Here is a 15,812-nt window from a genome sequence, read left to right on the forward strand (position 1 = left end):
TGCTCAATTGATGAGTAGGGACGGTGCAAAAATCTCCTCAACCATCGCATCAGCCAGTCGTTTCGCCGAACACAATCGCGGCATTCCTAACGCCACATTTTGCCAACGCTGCGTCACCGACCAGCTCACCGGATGACGCTGCGCATCGCACCAGTCGCCTAACCAGCTCAGCATATCGTTATACTCGCCCGATCCGCCGACAACTGGCGTGCTGAGCCAATGATGATAGTAATGACGCGTAGCAGGCGCCGCATTCACGCTGTCCGCCAACGCCTGAGCGGCCATGGTTCGCAGGTTGTCTTTTAGCATTAACACCACATCGGCATTCGCTAACCGGCAGGCGTCACCGAAGGCTCCCCAGCGCAACTCCTCCAGCGCAACAAAACAGCGTCCAGGTAACGACCAACCGTCATATGCGCCAGCCCGCCAGCGGGTAAAAATTTGTTCGCTGTGTTCGCCCGCCTGAACCGTCAGGCCACGCTGGGTCAGCGCCTTCTCTTTATACGCAGCGCGTTGGGTAAACCAGTCAGTCAGTGAATTTATTTGTTGTAAAAGACCGGGGGTTGAAAGCCCACGCGGGTGTTCGGTTTGTTGTAAAAACTTCAGCCCTTCGGCAATACGCACCAGCGCCAGATGGCCTGGGTCGATCATGCCCGCCAACTTTTCTACCAGCTTAAGACGCATCACCAGATGCTCGCTGGACACTCCCGCCATCACCCACGCCCGCAGTTGTGTCTGGGATAACACCTCCTGCGTCAGACGCGCACGCAACCGCTGCTGCTGTTGCAGAAAACCGCCGGAACGTTTGGTTTCATCTCCCTGAACCAGATCGACCATAAACTTCGGGTAGACACACTCCAGCGTCCTCCCGGGGCCTTCCAGTAAAACGTTAGTCATGTGTGCTCGGTTGCAAAAAGGGTATTGATATCGTCACGCAGCAAACGGGAATCTTCATAAAGCCATGCCGCAATCGTAATGCGCTGCTGCAATTGCTCATTCATTGCATTCACCGCGGATTCATTTTGTTGGCGTAGCGTCAGACTCTCACTCAGGCTCGCCTGTAATTGCGCCAGACACAGTGAAAAATCTGCAAAAAACGTGGCCATGCCTGCCGTAACGGAAATATCGACCTGAGCAACTAAAGCTTTACGAATTTGTTGGCAAAACTGGGAGACATACTGCACAAGGTTCTTATGCAAAGCGCCCATATCAATGAGATAACGCGTTTTTGTTTCGACGTAATCATTCCATCCCCAGTTGGGTTGATTTAGCCAACGAGAGAAAGTGTCACGCACCGCACCACCAGTAGACGGCGCATTTTCTGCCGGAATATCCTGCTCAATGGCCTCGTTAAACAATTGGCGGGTATTGAAATTAAACATCGCTGTATGGAACGCTGGAAAACGGATCCGCGCACGAAAACCGGCGTGGTTTAGCTCCTCTTTCACCCTTTGCTCAATTGGCCGCATCGCGTCATTTAGCGCCCGGGAGAGTGTCGACTCAAGCTGTTCAAAACGCAGGGCTAAGTCACGGCTGATGCTTTCCTGCGCCGCCAGCAATACCCCCTCACAGGACGAGCGAATTTTATCTAACACAATTTTCGCCTGGCCTTCATCGTGCAGCACCAGCATTTCTCCGGCCATTTCTGCCGAGGAGACGCCAGTTCCCAGACTATGTTGTGACATCATCAGGACGTTTTCTTTGACAAAGAACGTGTTGATACCGCAAAGAATCTCGGTTTGTTGCTCTCTGAGATAGGCTGCAGCAGCTTCCAGCGCCAGTTCTACTTCATGGCTGACTTCATCGCTCACCCGCCCCTGGCTCACTTCTAACTGCTGCATATCCTCTTCAATATGCGTGATGTTCAGCCGTAGTTCGTCATAGGCGACCGTTAACCCGTGGGCACGAAACTCCAGATATTCGTGCACGCTTTGCGCATAGTTCAATAACTTATGTGACGCTGAGCGTAGCGCATACAGCGATGCATTGGCGTAAGCGGCGTGAATCACTTTCTGGATAGGCTGTTCAAACAGCGAGTCTTCCCACAACAGGTCGGCGGCATGACGGATATGCTCCGTATCTTCAAGATCGGTGGTGCGCCAGCGTCTGCCAAGCGCCGCTTCGGCAAAATCCTGCACCCAACGTTGCACCTGATGATCCGGCAGTCGCCCACGGGCCGTCAGCTCATGACGCGCCCTGTTTGCCAGATAGCCCCACATTGAGGAAACCGGATAGATTCTTTCAGGGGCAATGCCACCTTGCATCAACGTGCCAGAAATCAACGCCCGCACCTGCTCTTCATCGTCACTGTTGCGGTCTTTCTGATCGAACTTGTTCACCAGCGCATACAGCGGTACTGACTTGCCAACCGCCATAATCGCCTGACGCACTTCCTCATCAGAAATAGATTTCAATTGGGTGTAATCCAACACTGCCAGCACCGCAGAGGCCCGTACCAGCTGTTCATTAAGCATTTTTTGTAAGTGCGGTTGTCCCGCCTCGTTCGGCCCCGGCGTATCCAGCAACGTTAATTGCCCTGGGTAGCTTGCTTGTCCGGCCAAATGGACAAACTCAACCTCAATAACCGGAATATGCTCAATCGCGGCATAGGCAGCAAAAGGAAAATCAACATCCAATGCTTTTGACAGGCGCACCAGGTCGTTCAGGCTTTTAAGGCAATGGAAAATAGGCTGTGCGCCAAGATAATACCGTTCAAATGCCACGCCGGTTTCAATATGCTGCAGCAGGACATTCATATCCTTGTCAATTTCCAGGGTCTGCGTAAGACGCTGGCGATCGCACTCGCGCACACGCTGCTGTAAAACCTTCATTAAGGCATCAATCGGCGCGACATGTGAAAAATGCAGGACCGGCTCTTTCTGCCCCGGCGTATGACGAATTAGCGTTGGTAACGCCGTCATGGGGCGATTACGATTAGGTAAAACTTCTGTCCCTACAATCGCGTTAATCGTCGTCGATTTTCCCGCTTTCATCGTGCCAACAATCGCCAGCACCATTTCCAGACGCGTAATCTTGCGCAACTCATTATTGAGCGTTGCTTGCTGGACATCCATGCCACGCGCGCTGAAGTGCAGGGGCTGAACAACCTGACTGCTATGCTCTCCTTGTTTTAGCGCGACATCATCCAACGACGTTATGGGCAATTTTTGCAATTGCCTGAGATGTTCAAGCGAGAGCATCAGCAAGCGTTCCGCTTCCTGACTTAATTCATATATTGTCTGTGTGTGCATGGAAAATCTTTCCTTAACGCAAATAGCATTGCTTTTATTTAGCCCAATCGTTTTATTTATAGATTTTTTGGCTTTTATAATTACGTGTGGAAATAATTAAAATCAAAACAACCAATTGATATTATTAAAATAAGTTTGGCGTACAACCGCTGGCCTGAAACCTCTCACTTATGTAATAAGTAAGAAAGATAAACAGCGTAGTTCAGTTTTAAAAAATGCCAGCTTAATCCCCCTACTAAAATTAAGGGGGATTGAGATATTCAATCACAATGACTTAGACATCCGCAGGCGATGTTACCTATGAATATCAGATATTTCGCCTCACCTTATCTTAAATAACCTGACGTAGCAATTTCCCTTAAAAAATATTACCCCATACTTTCATTGAGGTAAAAGCAAAGGGTCTTTACAGCAGATCATTTGCGTAATCACACAGTAGTCCCGACAAAAGCAGGGATTTTATGTATAATTGCGGCCTTTTTCGGCAATCTGCCATTTTTTGGGCGCATTTGCCCCTGCTGACTTTTGAGGAAATCCACATGTCATTACCACACTGCCCACAATGCAACTCCGAATACACTTACGAAGATAACGGCATGTTCATCTGCCCGGAATGCACGCACGAATGGAACGATGCTGAACCGGCACAGGACAGCGACGAACTGATCGTTAAAGATGCTAACGGCAACCTGCTGGCCGACGGCGACAGCGTTACCGTCGTGAAAGACCTGAAGGTAAAAGGTAGCTCTTCCATGCTGAAGATCGGTACCAAAGTGAAAAACATTCGCCTGGTTGAAGGTGACCACAACATCGATTGCAAAATCGATGGCTTTGGCCCAATGAAGCTGAAATCTGAGTTTGTGAAAAAGAACTGATGCAAATTGCCTGATGGCACTACGCTCATCAGGTCTACACCAGCTCATCTGCCAGGCGGGAAGCTCATACTTCCCGCCTGGTTTATTTATGCAGACGATAACTACACTTAACTGGTTTCTTTTACCTGAGGTAAAGATTATGCCGTTAAGTCCCTATATCTCCTTTGCAGGCAACTGCGCTGACGCTATCGCCTACTATCAAAAAACGTTAGGCGCTGAACTGCTCTACAAAATCAACTTCGGTGAAATGCCCAAATCGGCGCAGGATAGTGAAGATGGTTGCCCTTCAGGCATGAAATTCCCCGACACCGCCATTGCCCACGCCAACCTGCGCGTTTCGGGCAGCGACATCATGATGAGCGATAGCGCCCCGGACGGAAATGCTCACTACTCTGGCTTTACGCTAGTGCTCGACACGCAAAACGTCGATGAAGGCAAACGCTGGTTTGATAACCTGGCAGCAAACGGAAAAATCGAAATGGACTGGCAGGAAACCTTCTGGGCCCACGGTTTCGGTAAAGTGAGCGACCAGTATGGCGTGCCGTGGATGATCAACGTCGTCAAACAACAGCAACCCCCTACAGAGTAATCCAACGGGAGGCCAGCCCTCCCGTACTGTCATCAAATAGCGCTCAACTCTTCATCATCGAGTAACTATCCCTTAACGAAAACGTCACATTGATCCGCCACGATGGGGCCACTTTTTTAGGGAGGCCGCAGCATGCAAACGATTATTCGCGTCGAAAAACTCTCCAAGTCCTTCAATCAACATCAGGCGCTCAATGCGGTTGATCTGAACATCTGTTCCGGTGAGATGGTGGCTCTGCTTGGGCCGTCCGGCTCCGGCAAATCCACCCTTTTACGTCATTTAAGCGGTTTGATCGTCGGTGATAAATCACCCGGTAGCCGCGTCGAGCTGCTGGGCCGCACCGTTCAACATGAAGGCCGCCTGGCGCGCGATATCCGCAAAAGCCGCGCCCACACCGGCTACATCTTCCAGCAGTTCAATCTGGTGAACCGCCTGACAGTGCTGGAGAACGTCCTGATTGGCGCGCTCGGCAGCACGCCGTTCTGGCGCACCTGTTTTAGCTGGTTTACCGCTGAGCAGAAACAGCGTGCATTACAAGCGTTAACCCGCGTTGGCATGGCGCACTTTGCATACCAGCGTGTTTCCACGCTTTCGGGCGGACAACAGCAGCGCGTCGCAATCGCCCGCGCGCTGATGCAGCAGGCCAAAGTGATCCTTGCCGATGAGCCGATTGCTTCACTGGACCCGGAATCCGCACGCATCGTGATGGACACCCTACGCGACATCAACCAGACCGACGGCATCACCGTGGTCGTCACGCTGCATCAGGTGGATTACGCCCTGCGCTACTGCGAACGCATCGTCGCGCTGCGCCAGGGCAACGTCTTCTTTGATGGCAGCAGCCAGCATTTTGATAACGATCGTTTTGACCATCTTTACCGCAGCATGAACCGCGTCGAACAGAACGCGCAGGCTGCATAGTTCTAAAAAACCAGGCGTTATTGGCGCAGCCAGGCTGGAGACGGCCAGCGCGGAAAAACCGGAGCGTACACGCAGTACGTGAGGATTTTGAGCACTGCCCGGATTCAGGCTGGCAAGTGAAATAGCCTGGAACAATGACTAATTAAGGAAACGACATGAGCTATAAGACAGTTGCCGCGCTGGCTTTCACCAGCATGTTTAGCGTCAGTACCTTGTTAAGCCCGGCGCATGCCGAAGAGCAAGAAAAAGCGCTGAACTTTGGCATTATTTCGACCGAGTCACAGCAAAACCTGAAGCCGCAGTGGGAACCGTTCCTGAAAGACATGGAAAAATCACTGGGCGTGAAAGTGAACGCCTTCTTCGCCCCGGACTACGCCGGGATCATCCAGGGCATGCGCTTTAACAAAGTGGATATCGCCTGGTACGGCAACCTCTCGGCAATGGAAGCGGTGGATCGCGCTAACGGGCAAGTGTTTGCCCAGACCGTCGCCGCCGACGGATCCCCGGGTTACTGGAGCGTGTTGATCGTTAACAAAGACAGTCCGATCAATAACCTGAACGATCTGATCGCCAAACGTAAGGATCTGACCTTCGGCAACGGCGATCCCAACTCAACGTCAGGCTTCCTTGTTCCCGGCTACTACGTCTTTGCCAAAAACAACATCTCCGCGAGCGATTTCAAACGCACCGTTAACGCCGGACACGAAACCAACGCCCTGGCAGTCGCCAACAAGCAGGTTGATGTCGCCACCAACAACACCGAAAACCTCGACAAGCTGAAAACTTCCGCACCGGAAAAGCTGAAAGAGCTGAAGGTGATCTGGAAGTCACCGCTGATCCCGGGCGATCCGATCGTCTGGCGTAAAAACCTCTCCGAAACCACCAAGGACAAGGTGTACGACTTCTTTATGAATTACGGCAAAACGCCGGAGCAGAAAATCGTACTGGAACGCCTTGGATGGGCACCGTTCCGCGCCTCCAGCGATCTGCAACTGGTGCCGATTCGCCAGCTGGCACTGTTTAAAGAGATGCAGGGTGTGAAGGACAACAAAGGGCTGAACGAGGAAGAGAAAACCAGCAAAACCTCGGCGTTGAAAGCGCAGCTCGATGACCTTGACCGTCTGACCGCCGCACTGGGCGCTATGACCAGCGTCACCAAAGCGGTGCAGTAACCCTGGTGCCCGGTGGCGCTTCGCTTACCGGGCCTACGGTGTTTTGTAGGCCGGATAAGACGCCTGCGCCGCCATCCGGCAATAACCTATGCACGGAGCTAAACATGCAAACCATCACCGTCGCCCCGCCCAAACGTAGCTGGTTCTCGCTGCTGAGCTGGGCCATTCTGCTCGCCGTACTGGTGGTCTCGTGGAAAGGTGCCGAAATGGCTCCGCTCACGCTGATCGAAGATTCCGGCAATATGGCAACCTTCGCCGCCGACTTCTTCCCACCGGACTTCAGCCAGTGGCAAGACTATCTCGGTGAAATGGCCGTCACCCTGCAAATTGCCGTCTGGGGGACTGCCCTCGCCGTGGTGCTATCGATTCCCTTCGGCCTGATGTGCGCCGATAACCTGGTGCCGTGGTGGATTTACCAGCCGATGCGCCGCCTGATGGACGCCTGCCGCGCCATCAATGAAATGGTCTTCGCGATGCTGTTCGTGGTCGCCGTCGGGTTAGGGCCATTCGCCGGGGTGATGGCACTGTTTATCCACACTACCGGGGTACTCTCCAAGCTGCTTTCCGAAGCGGTAGAAGCCATTGAGCCGGGTCCGGTAGAAGGTATTCGCGCCACCGGAGCCAACAAAATTGAAGAGATTCTGTACGGCGTTCTGCCACAGGTCATGCCGCTGCTTATCTCCTACTCGCTGTATCGCTTTGAATCCAATGTTCGCTCAGCCACGGTAGTCGGCATGGTGGGCGCAGGTGGTATTGGCGTGACCTTATGGGAAGCGATTCGCGGCTTCCAGTTCCAGCAAACCTGCGCCCTGATGGTGTTAATCATCGTCACCGTCAGCCTGCTGGATTTCCTTTCCCAGCGTTTGCGTAAGCACTTTATCTGATTAGCGAGGCATTGATTGCTATGCACTTGTCTACACATCCGACCAGTTATCCAACGCGTTATCAGGAAATTGCCGCGAGACTTGAGCAGGAGCTACGTCAACATTATCGCTGCGGTGACTATCTGCCCGCCGAGCATCAGCTTGCCGCGCGCTTCGAGGTAAACCGCCACACCCTGCGCCGCGCCATTGACCAGTTGGTTGAACGCGGTTGGGTTCAGCGTCGCCAGGGAGTCGGCGTACTGGTGCTGATGCGCCCGTTCGATTACCCGCTTAATGCCCAGGCACGCTTTAGTCAGAACCTGCTGGACCAGGGCAGCCACCCCACCAGCGAAAAACTGCTGGCGGTGCTGCGTCCGGCCTCCAGCCACATTGCCGATGCGCTCAGCATAAACGAGGGCGATAACGTGATTCACCTGCGCACCCTGCGTCGGGTTAACGGGATCGCACTGTGCCAGATCGACCACTATTTTTCCGACCTCACGCTGTGGCCGCTGCTGCAAGGCTTTAACAGCGGCTCACTGCACGACTATCTGCGCCAACAATCCGGTCTGACGCTGCTGCGCACGCAAACGCGCATCAGCGCCCGCCGCGCGCAGGCCAAAGAGAGCAAGGTGCTGGAAATCCCCAATATGGCGCCGCTGCTGTGCGTGCGCACCCTGAACCACCGTGAAGGCGAAAAACACGCGGCGGAATACTCCGTCAGCCTGACCCGCGCCGACATGATCGAATTCACTATGGAGCACTGAATGCATTTCGATACCGCCACCCGCCAGCGCTGGATGCGCGCCCTGGCTTACAGCAATGCCGATGCCCTGAACGCCCGTATCAACGCGCTCAAACTGACGCCGGACTATGAACTTATCCGCGCACCGGAAAGCGGACTGATGCAGATCCAGGCCCGTATGGGCGGTACCGGTAACCGCTTCTTTGCCGGTGACACCACGCTTACCCGCGCAGTGGTACGCCTGAAGAGCGGCACGCTGGGTTACAGCTACCTGCTGGGACGCAACAAACAACATGCCGAGCAGTGCGCGGTGATTGACGCGCTACTGCAGGAACAAACGCATTTCCAGAACCTAATGGAAACCTTAATTGCCCCGCTGGAAGCGGAACGCGATGCGCTGATTAACGCACGCTGTGCCGAAGTCAACGCCAGCCGGGTCGACTTCTTCACGCTGGTACGCGGAGATAACGCATGACCTTACAGACCGCATTTAATTTACCCGTTCAGGATGCTCAGCAGAGCTTTCGTCGCCTGCTGAAAGCCATGAGCGAACCGGGCGTAATCGTCGCCCTGCATCAGCTGAAACACGGCTGGCAGCCGCTGGGTCTGGCGACCACCAGCGTGCTGCTGACCCTGGTCGATGGCGACACGCCGGTCTGGCTGGCGCCGTCGGTGGATAACGATATCGCCCGGCAGAACCTGCGTTTTCACACCAACGCGCCGCTGGTGGATCAACCACAGTTGGCGGCCTTTGCCGTCGCCGACGAACGTATCAGCAGCGAACAGCTTAACGCCCTCTCCGCCGGTTCAGCCGTCGCACCAGAAACCAGCGCCACGCTGATTGTGCAGGTCTCTGGCTTAAGCGGTGGACGCATGCTGCGTCTGACCGGCGCGGGCATCGCCGAAGAGCGCATGATCGCGCCACAGCTCCCGGAATGCCTGATTCACGAACTCACCGAACGCCCGCACCCGTTCCCACTGGGGGTCGATCTGATCCTCACCTGTGGCGAACGCCTGCTGGCTATTCCGCGAACCACCCATGTGGAGGTGTGCTGATGTACGTCGCCGTCAAAGGGGGCGAAAAGGCGATAGCCAACGCCCACGCCCTGCAGGAAAACCGACGCCGGGGCGATGAGACCATTGCTGAACTGAGCGTGGCGCAAATCGAACAGCAGATGAACCTGGCCGTTGATCGGGTGATGACCGAAGGTGGCATCGCTGACCGCGAACTGGCTGCACTGGCGCTCAAACAGGCCAGCGGCGATAACGTCGAGGCCATCTTTTTGCTCCGCGCCTACCGCACTACGCTGGCAAAGGTAGCTGTCAGCGAACCGGTTAACAGCGCAGAAATGCGTCTTGAGCGCAGAATCTCCGCGGTCTACAAGGATATTCCCGGCGGGCAGCTGTTGGGTCCAACCTATGACTATACCCATCGCCTGCTGGATTTTACCCTGCTGGCGAACGGTGAAGCGCCGCCGCTGCGCACCGCTGAGAGCGAACAAGATGCCTCCCCGCACGTCTTTTCCCTGCTGGCGAACCAGGGCATGGCTAAACGTGAAGAGGATGATGGCGCAACACCCGACGACATCACCCGCACGCCGCCGGTTTACCCCTGCTCACGCGCTTCACGTCTGCAACAGCTGATGCGTGGTGACGAGGGATATTTGCTGGCGCTGGCCTACTCCACCCAGCGCGGCTACGGGCGCAACCACCCGTTTGCCGCCGAAATCCGTAGCGGCTATGTGGCACAGGAAACCGTACCGGAAGAGCTGGGATTTGCGGTGAACGTCGGCGAACTGCTGATGACGGAATGTGAAATGGTCAACGGTTTTGTCGCGCCAGAAAATGAATCCCCCCATTTTACCCGCGGCTACGGGCTGGTGTTCGGTATGAGCGAACGTAAAGCAATGGCGATGGCGCTGGTGGACCGCGCCCTACAGGCAGCCGAATACGATGAAACGGTCACAGGACCGGCGCAGGACGAAGAGTTCGTGCTGGCGCATGCGGATAACGTCGAGGCGGCGGGTTTTGTTTCGCACCTCAAACTTCCCCATTACGTCGATTTCCAAGCCGAACTGGAACTGCTCAAACGCCTGCAACAGGAGGCCACCCGTGACCACTAACCTCTCCGGCTACAACTTTGCCTATCTTGATGAGCAGACCAAACGCATGATCCGCCGCGCAATTCTGAAAGCGGTAGCGATCCCTGGTTACCAGGTACCGTTTGGCGGACGTGAAATGCCGATGCCATACGGATGGGGAACCGGCGGCATTCAACTTACCGCCAGCGTGATTGGCGAACCGGACGTGCTGAAAGTGATTGACCAGGGCGCGGACGACACCACTAACGCCGTATCGATTCGTAATTTCTTCAAGCGTGTGACCGGAGTGAATACCACTGAGCGTACGGAAGATGCGACGCTGATCCAGACCCGCCACCGCATCCCGGAGACGCCGCTGGTGGAAGATCAAATAATCATCTTCCAGGTACCGATCCCCGAGCCGCTGCGCTTTATCGAACCGCGGGAAACGGAAACTCGCACCATGCACGCGCTGGAAGAGTACGGCATCATGCAGGTGAAACTGTATGAAGATATCGCCCGCTTTGGTCATATCGCCACCACTTACGCCTATCCGGTGAAGGTCAACGACCGCTACGTCATGGACCCGTCGCCCATCCCGAAATTCGACAATCCGAAGATGGACATGATGCCGGCCCTGCAACTGTTTGGCGCAGGCCGCGAAAAACGTATCTATGCCGTTCCACCTTACACTCGCGTGGAAAGTCTCGATTTCGACGATCACCCGTTTACCGTGCAGAGCTGGGATGAACCTTGTGCCATCTGCGGCTCAACCCACAGCTATCTCGATGAAGTGGTGCTCGATGACAGCGGCAAACGCATGTTTGTCTGCTCCGACACCGATTACTGCCGCCAACAGAGCGAGGCCCTCAGCAAATGACGCAACCGCTGCTTTCAGTCAACAACCTGACCCATCTCTACGCGCCGGGCAAGGGCTTCAGTGATGTATCTTTTGACCTGTGGCCAGGCGAAGTGCTGGGTATCGTCGGCGAGTCCGGTTCTGGCAAAACCACGCTGCTGAAATCGATCTCTTCACGGCTGACGCCGCAGAGCGGTGAGATTTTGTATCAGAACCGTTCGCTGTACGGCATGAACGAGGCCGACCGTCGCCGTCTGCTGCGCACCGAATGGGGCGTGGTGCATCAGCATCCGCTGGATGGCCTGCGCCGTCAGGTCTCCGCCGGAGGCAATATCGGCGAACGCCTGATGGCCACTGGCGCGCGTCACTACGGCGACATCCGCTCCACCGCGCAGCGCTGGCTGGAGGAGGTGGAGATCCCTGCCTCGCGTATCGACGACCTGCCAACCACCTTTTCCGGCGGTATGCAGCAGCGCCTGCAGATCGCCCGCAACCTCGTCACCCATCCCAAACTGGTGTTTATGGACGAACCCACCGGCGGGCTGGACGTTTCGGTACAGGCCAAACTGCTGGACCTGCTGCGCGGCCTGGTGGTGGAACTGGATCTTGCAGTGGTCATTGTCACCCACGATTTGGGTGTGGCGCGTCTGCTGGCAGACCGTTTGCTGGTGATGAAGCAGGGTCAGGTGGTGGAAAGTGGGTTAACCGACCGCGTGCTCGACGACCCGCACCATCCGTACACCCAGTTGTTGGTGTCGTCCGTTTTGCAAAATTAAACATCGGATGCCGGATGGCAGCTTACGGGGCGCTTTTTGTAGGCCGGATAAGCACAGCAACATCCGGCAATAAGAACCATGAGGCTCAAATGATCCGCGTTGAAAATGTCAGTAAAACCTTTGTCCTGCATCAGCAAAACGGCGTGCGTCTGCCGGTGCTGCAAAACGCCACGCTGGAAGTGAAAAACGGCGAATGCGTGGTGCTGCACGGTCACTCGGGTAGCGGCAAGTCCACGCTGCTGCGATCGCTGTACGCCAACTATCTGCCGGATGAAGGACACATCCACATTCGCCACAGCGATGAGTGGGTCGATCTGGTGCAGGCCCCGGCGCGCAAAGTGTTGGAAGTTCGCCGTTCAACCATCGGCTGGGTAAGCCAGTTCCTGCGCGTAATCCCGAGGATTTCCGCGCTGGATGTGGTGATGCAACCGCTGCTGGATCTGGGTGTCTCCCGTGAGGAGTGTGCAGCCAAAGCGGCTAACCTGCTTACCCGCCTGAACGTGCCGGAGCGGCTGTGGCACCTGGCGCCGTCGACCTTCTCCGGTGGCGAACAGCAGCGCGTCAACATCGCCCGCGGGTTTATCGTCGATTACCCGATTCTGCTGCTCGATGAACCCACCGCCTCGCTGGACGCCAAAAATAGCGCCGCCGTCGTCGCATTGATTGAAGAAGCAAAAGCCCGCGGCGCAGCAATTGTCGGTATTTTTCACGATCAAACCGTGCGCGACCGCGTAGCGGATCGTCTGCATCTGATGGGAACAACAGCATGATTATCAATAATGTAAAGCTGGTACTGGAAGATGACGTGGTGCAAGGATCGCTGGAAATCGAGGGCGGGGTCATTCGCGCCTTTGCTGAAAGTCCGAGCAGCCTACCTGAGGCGCTGGACGGCGAAGGCGGCTGGCTGCTGCCAGGGCTTATCGAGCTGCATACCGATAATCTCGACAAATTTTTTACCCCGCGCCCGAAGGTAGATTGGCCTGCCCACTCGGCGATGAGCAGCCACGACGCGCTAATGGTCGCCAGCGGCATTACCACCGTGCTGGACGCAGTGGCGATTGGCGATGTGCGCGACGGTGGTGACCGTCTGGAAAATCTGGAGAAGATGATCAACGCGGTGGAAGAGACGCAAAAGCGTGGGGTCAATCGCGCCGAGCACCGCTTGCACCTGCGCTGCGAGCTGCCGCATCACACTACCCTGCCGCTGTTTGAAAAACTGGTCGGTCGTGAGCCGGTGACGCTGGTGTCGCTGATGGATCATTCCCCCGGCCAGCGTCAGTTCGCCAATCGTGAGAAGTACCGCGAGTATTATCAGGGCAAGTATTCGCTCACCGACGAGCAGATGGCCCGTTATGAAGAAGAACAGTTAGCGCTGGCTGCGCGTTGGTCACAGCCCAACCGCACGGCGATTGCCCAGATGTGCCGTGAGCGCCAGATTGCGCTGGCGAGCCATGACGATGCCACCTGCGATCATGTGCTGGAATCGCATCAACTTGGCAGCGTGATCGCCGAATTTCCCACAACTTTCGAAGCCGCCGATGCCTCACGCCAGCATGGCATGAACGTGCTGATGGGCGCACCTAACATCGTGCGCGGCGGTTCTCACTCCGGCAACGTGGCGGCACATAGGCTGGCTGAGCTGGGGCTGCTGGATATTCTCTCCTCCGACTACTACCCCGCCAGCCTGCTCGATGCGGCATTTCGCGTAGCGGATGACGACGCTAACCGCTTTACGCTGTCGCAGGCTATTCGTCTGGTGACCCGCAATCCGGCGCGGGCCTTAAATCTCGACGATCGCGGCGTTATTGCCGAAGGTAAACGCGCGGATCTGGTGCTGGCGCATCGCAAAGGCGGCAACATCCATATCGACCACGTCTGGCGTCAGGGCAAAAGGGTATTCTGACTATGGGTAAACTGATCTGGCTGATGGGGCCGTCCGGCTCCGGTAAGGACAGTCTGCTGGCAGAATTGCGCCAGCAGGAACCGGCGCAACTGCTGGTGGCGCATCGCTACATCACCCGCGCCGCCAACGCCGGGAATGAAAATCATATTGCGCTAAGTGAACCAGAGTTTTTTACCCGCGCCGGGCAGAATCTGCTGGCGCTGAGCTGGCACGCCAACGGTTTCTACTACGGCGTCGGCGTGGAGATAGACCTCTGGCTGCACGCTGGTTTTGATGTGGTGGTCAACGGCTCGCGTGCGCATCTGCCCCAGGCGCAGGCCCGTTATGGCGCTTCTTTGCTTCCCATTTGCTTACAGGTTTCTCCGGCAATTCTCCGCCAGCGCCTGCAGGCTCGTGGGCGGGAGAGCGAAACGGAAATCGCCGCCCGTCTTGAACGCGCAGCCCGCTACGCCCCGTATGACTGCCACGTCCTGAATAACGATGGTAGTTTGCTACAGTCTGTCGATACACTGCTCGCACTGATGGGACGCAAGGAGAAGAAACATGTCTGTCTGTGAATTACGCCGCGCCACGCTCTACGATACCGATGCGGTTTACGCGCTCATCTGCGAGTTGAAGCAGGGTCAATTTGACCTGCAGGCTTTTAGCGCTGGTTACGCCGCTAATCTGCAAGATGCCAATATGCACTACCAGCTGGCACTGATCGACGGACAGGTCGTCGGCTTGATCGGTCTACACCTGCAGTTTCATCTTCACCACGCCAACTGGATTGGCGAAATCCAGGAACTGGTGGTGATGCCGCAGGCGCGAGGGTTAAGGGTTGGCAGCCAGCTACTGGCCTGGGCCGAAGCCGCCGCACGCGAAGCGGGCGCAGAAGTCACCGAGCTTTCCACCAGCACCCAACGCCTTGACGCACACCGTTTTTACCAGCGCGAAGGCTATACCATGAGCCATTTTCGCTTCACCAAACCGCTGTAGGGGGAGCCATGAGTCTGACCATTACGCTAACGGGAACGGGCGGCGCACAGCTGGTGCCGACATTTGGCTGCGACTGTGCGGCCTGCCAACGAGCACGCTTACAGGCGCAATATCGTCGACGCCCTTGTAGCGGGGTGGTCAAATTCAACAATGCGGTGACGCTGCTGGACGCGGGGATCCCGCATCTGATGGACGACTGGCCAGCGGGCAGCTTCCAGCAGTTTCTGTTGACCCACTATCATATGGATCACGTGCAGGGGCTGTTTCCGCTGCGCTGGGGCGTGGGGGCGACTATCCCGGTGTACGGACCGCCGGATGAACAGGGTTGCGACGATCTGTTTAAGCATCCCGGTATCCTCGATTTTAGCCATACCGTCGCGCCATTCGTAGTGTTTGACCTGCAAGGATTGCAGGTCACGCCGCTACCGCTCAACCATTCAAAGCTGACGTTTGGTTATCTGCTGGAGACCGCACATAGCCGCGTGGCGTGGCTCTCCGATACCGCCGGACTTCCCGACAAGACGCTGAAGTTTCTCCACAATAACCAACCCCAGGTGATTATCATCGACTGCAGCCATGCCCCGCGCGCCGAGCCACCGCGCAATCACTGTGATTTAAATACCGTTATCGCGTTGAACGACATTATCCGCTGTCCACGGGTGATCCTGACGCATATCAGCCATCAGTTCGACCTGTGGATGATGGAAAACCAGCTTCCCGCAGGGTTTGAGGCAGGATATGACGGTATGGAGATTATGCTGGAGTAAGGAAATTTGCCGGATGCGATGAAAACATCTTA

The 15,812-nt window shown here is 55.9% G+C and carries 18 protein-coding genes; 16 read left to right on the forward strand and 2 right to left on the reverse strand.

Annotated elements, in window-relative coordinates; translation table 11 throughout:
• Nucleotides 1–3: 3 nt before the first annotated feature.
• Nucleotides 4–897: a diguanylate cyclase regulator RdcB family protein gene (locus G4551_RS21725; protein WP_032941067.1), complete on the reverse strand. Its 894-nt coding sequence runs from the start codon at nucleotides 895–897 to the stop codon at nucleotides 4–6.
• Nucleotides 894–3,251, reverse strand: a complete 2,358-nt coding sequence (crfC, locus tag G4551_RS21730; RefSeq protein WP_003841128.1) for a clamp-binding protein CrfC — start codon at nucleotides 3,249–3,251, stop codon at nucleotides 894–896. The genes G4551_RS21725 and crfC overlap by 4 nt, the downstream gene beginning before the upstream one ends.
• Before the next feature lie 539 nt (nucleotides 3,252–3,790).
• Here crfC and G4551_RS21735 point away from each other — a divergent pair.
• From G4551_RS21735 to phnP, 16 genes are all read left to right on the forward strand, one after another.
• A complete protein-coding gene (locus G4551_RS21735; RefSeq protein WP_003841127.1) occupies nucleotides 3,791–4,126 on the forward strand; it encodes a zinc ribbon domain-containing protein YjdM in 336 nt (111 codons plus the stop codon).
• A gap of 139 nt (nucleotides 4,127–4,265) precedes the next feature.
• Nucleotides 4,266–4,715 carry a VOC family metalloprotein YjdN gene (yjdN, locus tag G4551_RS21740; protein ID WP_003841125.1) on the forward strand — a complete coding sequence of 150 codons (450 nt, stop codon included), beginning with the start codon at nucleotides 4,266–4,268 and terminating at the stop codon, nucleotides 4,713–4,715.
• 132 nt (nucleotides 4,716–4,847) lie between these two features.
• Nucleotides 4,848–5,636, forward strand: a complete 789-nt coding sequence (phnC, locus tag G4551_RS21745) for a phosphonate ABC transporter ATP-binding protein (protein ID WP_003841124.1) — start codon at nucleotides 4,848–4,850, stop codon at nucleotides 5,634–5,636.
• Between the two features lie 155 nt (nucleotides 5,637–5,791).
• Nucleotides 5,792–6,808 (forward strand): phosphonate ABC transporter substrate-binding protein, encoded by a 1,017-nt coding sequence (gene phnD / locus G4551_RS21750; RefSeq protein WP_003841122.1) that lies wholly within the window; start codon nucleotides 5,792–5,794, stop codon nucleotides 6,806–6,808.
• Between the two features lie 104 nt (nucleotides 6,809–6,912).
• Complete coding sequence (phnE, locus tag G4551_RS21755; RefSeq protein WP_003841119.1) at nucleotides 6,913–7,692, forward strand: phosphonate ABC transporter, permease protein PhnE; 780 nt, start codon at nucleotides 6,913–6,915, stop codon at nucleotides 7,690–7,692.
• Between the two features lie 20 nt (nucleotides 7,693–7,712).
• Nucleotides 7,713–8,438: a phosphonate metabolism transcriptional regulator PhnF gene (gene phnF, locus G4551_RS21760; RefSeq protein ID WP_003841117.1), complete on the forward strand. Its 726-nt coding sequence runs from the start codon at nucleotides 7,713–7,715 to the stop codon at nucleotides 8,436–8,438.
• Nucleotides 8,439–8,891: a phosphonate C-P lyase system protein PhnG gene (gene phnG, locus G4551_RS21765; protein WP_003031825.1), complete on the forward strand. Its 453-nt coding sequence runs from the start codon at nucleotides 8,439–8,441 to the stop codon at nucleotides 8,889–8,891.
• Complete coding sequence (phnH, locus tag G4551_RS21770) at nucleotides 8,888–9,472, forward strand: phosphonate C-P lyase system protein PhnH (protein WP_003841109.1); 585 nt, start codon at nucleotides 8,888–8,890, stop codon at nucleotides 9,470–9,472. Before phnG ends, phnH begins: the two co-directional genes overlap by 4 nt.
• On the forward strand, nucleotides 9,472–10,539 hold the full coding sequence (locus G4551_RS21775) for a carbon-phosphorus lyase complex subunit (RefSeq protein ID WP_003841107.1): 1,068 nt from the start codon (nucleotides 9,472–9,474) through the stop codon (nucleotides 10,537–10,539). Before phnH ends, G4551_RS21775 begins: the two co-directional genes overlap by 1 nt.
• A 46-nt stretch (nucleotides 10,540–10,585) precedes the next feature.
• Complete coding sequence (phnJ, locus tag G4551_RS21780; RefSeq protein ID WP_224774781.1) at nucleotides 10,586–11,377, forward strand: alpha-D-ribose 1-methylphosphonate 5-phosphate C-P-lyase PhnJ; 792 nt, start codon at nucleotides 10,586–10,588, stop codon at nucleotides 11,375–11,377.
• Entirely contained in the window at nucleotides 11,374–12,132 is a 759-nt protein-coding gene (gene phnK, locus G4551_RS21785) for a phosphonate C-P lyase system protein PhnK (protein WP_003031816.1), read from the forward strand. The genes phnJ and phnK overlap by 4 nt, the downstream gene beginning before the upstream one ends.
• 89 nt (nucleotides 12,133–12,221) lie before the next feature.
• Nucleotides 12,222–12,902, forward strand: a complete 681-nt coding sequence (gene phnL, locus G4551_RS21790; RefSeq protein WP_003841104.1) for a phosphonate C-P lyase system protein PhnL — start codon at nucleotides 12,222–12,224, stop codon at nucleotides 12,900–12,902.
• Nucleotides 12,899–14,035: an alpha-D-ribose 1-methylphosphonate 5-triphosphate diphosphatase gene (gene phnM, locus G4551_RS21795; protein ID WP_003031811.1), complete on the forward strand. Its 1,137-nt coding sequence runs from the start codon at nucleotides 12,899–12,901 to the stop codon at nucleotides 14,033–14,035. Before phnL ends, phnM begins: the two co-directional genes overlap by 4 nt.
• A 2-nt stretch (nucleotides 14,036–14,037) precedes the next feature.
• Entirely contained in the window at nucleotides 14,038–14,592 is a 555-nt protein-coding gene (gene phnN, locus G4551_RS21800; protein WP_003841102.1) for a ribose 1,5-bisphosphokinase, read from the forward strand.
• Nucleotides 14,579–15,013 carry an aminoalkylphosphonate N-acetyltransferase gene (gene phnO / locus G4551_RS21805; RefSeq protein ID WP_003031809.1) on the forward strand — a complete coding sequence of 145 codons (435 nt, stop codon included), beginning with the start codon at nucleotides 14,579–14,581 and terminating at the stop codon, nucleotides 15,011–15,013. Before phnN ends, phnO begins: the two co-directional genes overlap by 14 nt.
• An 8-nt stretch (nucleotides 15,014–15,021) precedes the next feature.
• A complete protein-coding gene (phnP, locus tag G4551_RS21810) occupies nucleotides 15,022–15,780 on the forward strand; it encodes a phosphonate metabolism protein PhnP (RefSeq protein WP_003841100.1) in 759 nt (252 codons plus the stop codon).
• The last annotated feature ends 32 nt before the right edge of the window (nucleotides 15,781–15,812 follow it).

The organism is Citrobacter freundii ATCC 8090 = MTCC 1658 = NBRC 12681, assembly GCF_011064845.1.
Taxonomy (GTDB): Bacteria; Pseudomonadota; Gammaproteobacteria; order Enterobacterales; family Enterobacteriaceae; genus Citrobacter; species Citrobacter freundii.

Excerpts from the sequence above, each read along its gene's own strand:
- phnH (WP_003841109.1), top strand. The coding sequence starts at position 8,888 with ATGACCTTACAGACCGCATTTAATTTACCCGTTCAGGATGCTCAGCAG.
- phnK (WP_003031816.1), top strand. The coding sequence starts at position 11,374 with ATGACGCAACCGCTGCTTTCAGTCAACAACCTGACCCATCTCTACGCG.
- phnL (WP_003841104.1), top strand. The coding sequence starts at position 12,222 with ATGATCCGCGTTGAAAATGTCAGTAAAACCTTTGTCCTGCATCAGCAA.
- phnN (WP_003841102.1), top strand. The coding sequence starts at position 14,038 with ATGGGTAAACTGATCTGGCTGATGGGGCCGTCCGGCTCCGGTAAGGAC.
- phnJ (WP_224774781.1), top strand. The coding sequence starts at position 10,586 with ATGATCCGCCGCGCAATTCTGAAAGCGGTAGCGATCCCTGGTTACCAG.
- phnP (WP_003841100.1), top strand. The coding sequence starts at position 15,022 with ATGAGTCTGACCATTACGCTAACGGGAACGGGCGGCGCACAGCTGGTG.
- yjdN (WP_003841125.1), top strand. The coding sequence starts at position 4,266 with ATGCCGTTAAGTCCCTATATCTCCTTTGCAGGCAACTGCGCTGACGCT.
- phnE (WP_003841119.1), top strand. The coding sequence starts at position 6,913 with ATGCAAACCATCACCGTCGCCCCGCCCAAACGTAGCTGGTTCTCGCTG.
- phnF (WP_003841117.1), top strand. The coding sequence starts at position 7,713 with ATGCACTTGTCTACACATCCGACCAGTTATCCAACGCGTTATCAGGAA.
- crfC (WP_003841128.1), bottom strand. The coding sequence starts at position 3,251 with ATGCACACACAGACAATATATGAATTAAGTCAGGAAGCGGAACGCTTG.
- G4551_RS21735 (WP_003841127.1), top strand. The coding sequence starts at position 3,791 with ATGTCATTACCACACTGCCCACAATGCAACTCCGAATACACTTACGAA.
- phnO (WP_003031809.1), top strand. The coding sequence starts at position 14,579 with ATGTCTGTCTGTGAATTACGCCGCGCCACGCTCTACGATACCGATGCG.
- G4551_RS21725 (WP_032941067.1), bottom strand. The coding sequence starts at position 897 with ATGACTAACGTTTTACTGGAAGGCCCCGGGAGGACGCTGGAGTGTGTC.
- phnG (WP_003031825.1), top strand. The coding sequence starts at position 8,439 with ATGCATTTCGATACCGCCACCCGCCAGCGCTGGATGCGCGCCCTGGCT.
- phnD (WP_003841122.1), top strand. The coding sequence starts at position 5,792 with ATGAGCTATAAGACAGTTGCCGCGCTGGCTTTCACCAGCATGTTTAGC.
- phnM (WP_003031811.1), top strand. The coding sequence starts at position 12,899 with ATGATTATCAATAATGTAAAGCTGGTACTGGAAGATGACGTGGTGCAA.
- phnC (WP_003841124.1), top strand. The coding sequence starts at position 4,848 with ATGCAAACGATTATTCGCGTCGAAAAACTCTCCAAGTCCTTCAATCAA.
- G4551_RS21775 (WP_003841107.1), top strand. The coding sequence starts at position 9,472 with ATGTACGTCGCCGTCAAAGGGGGCGAAAAGGCGATAGCCAACGCCCAC.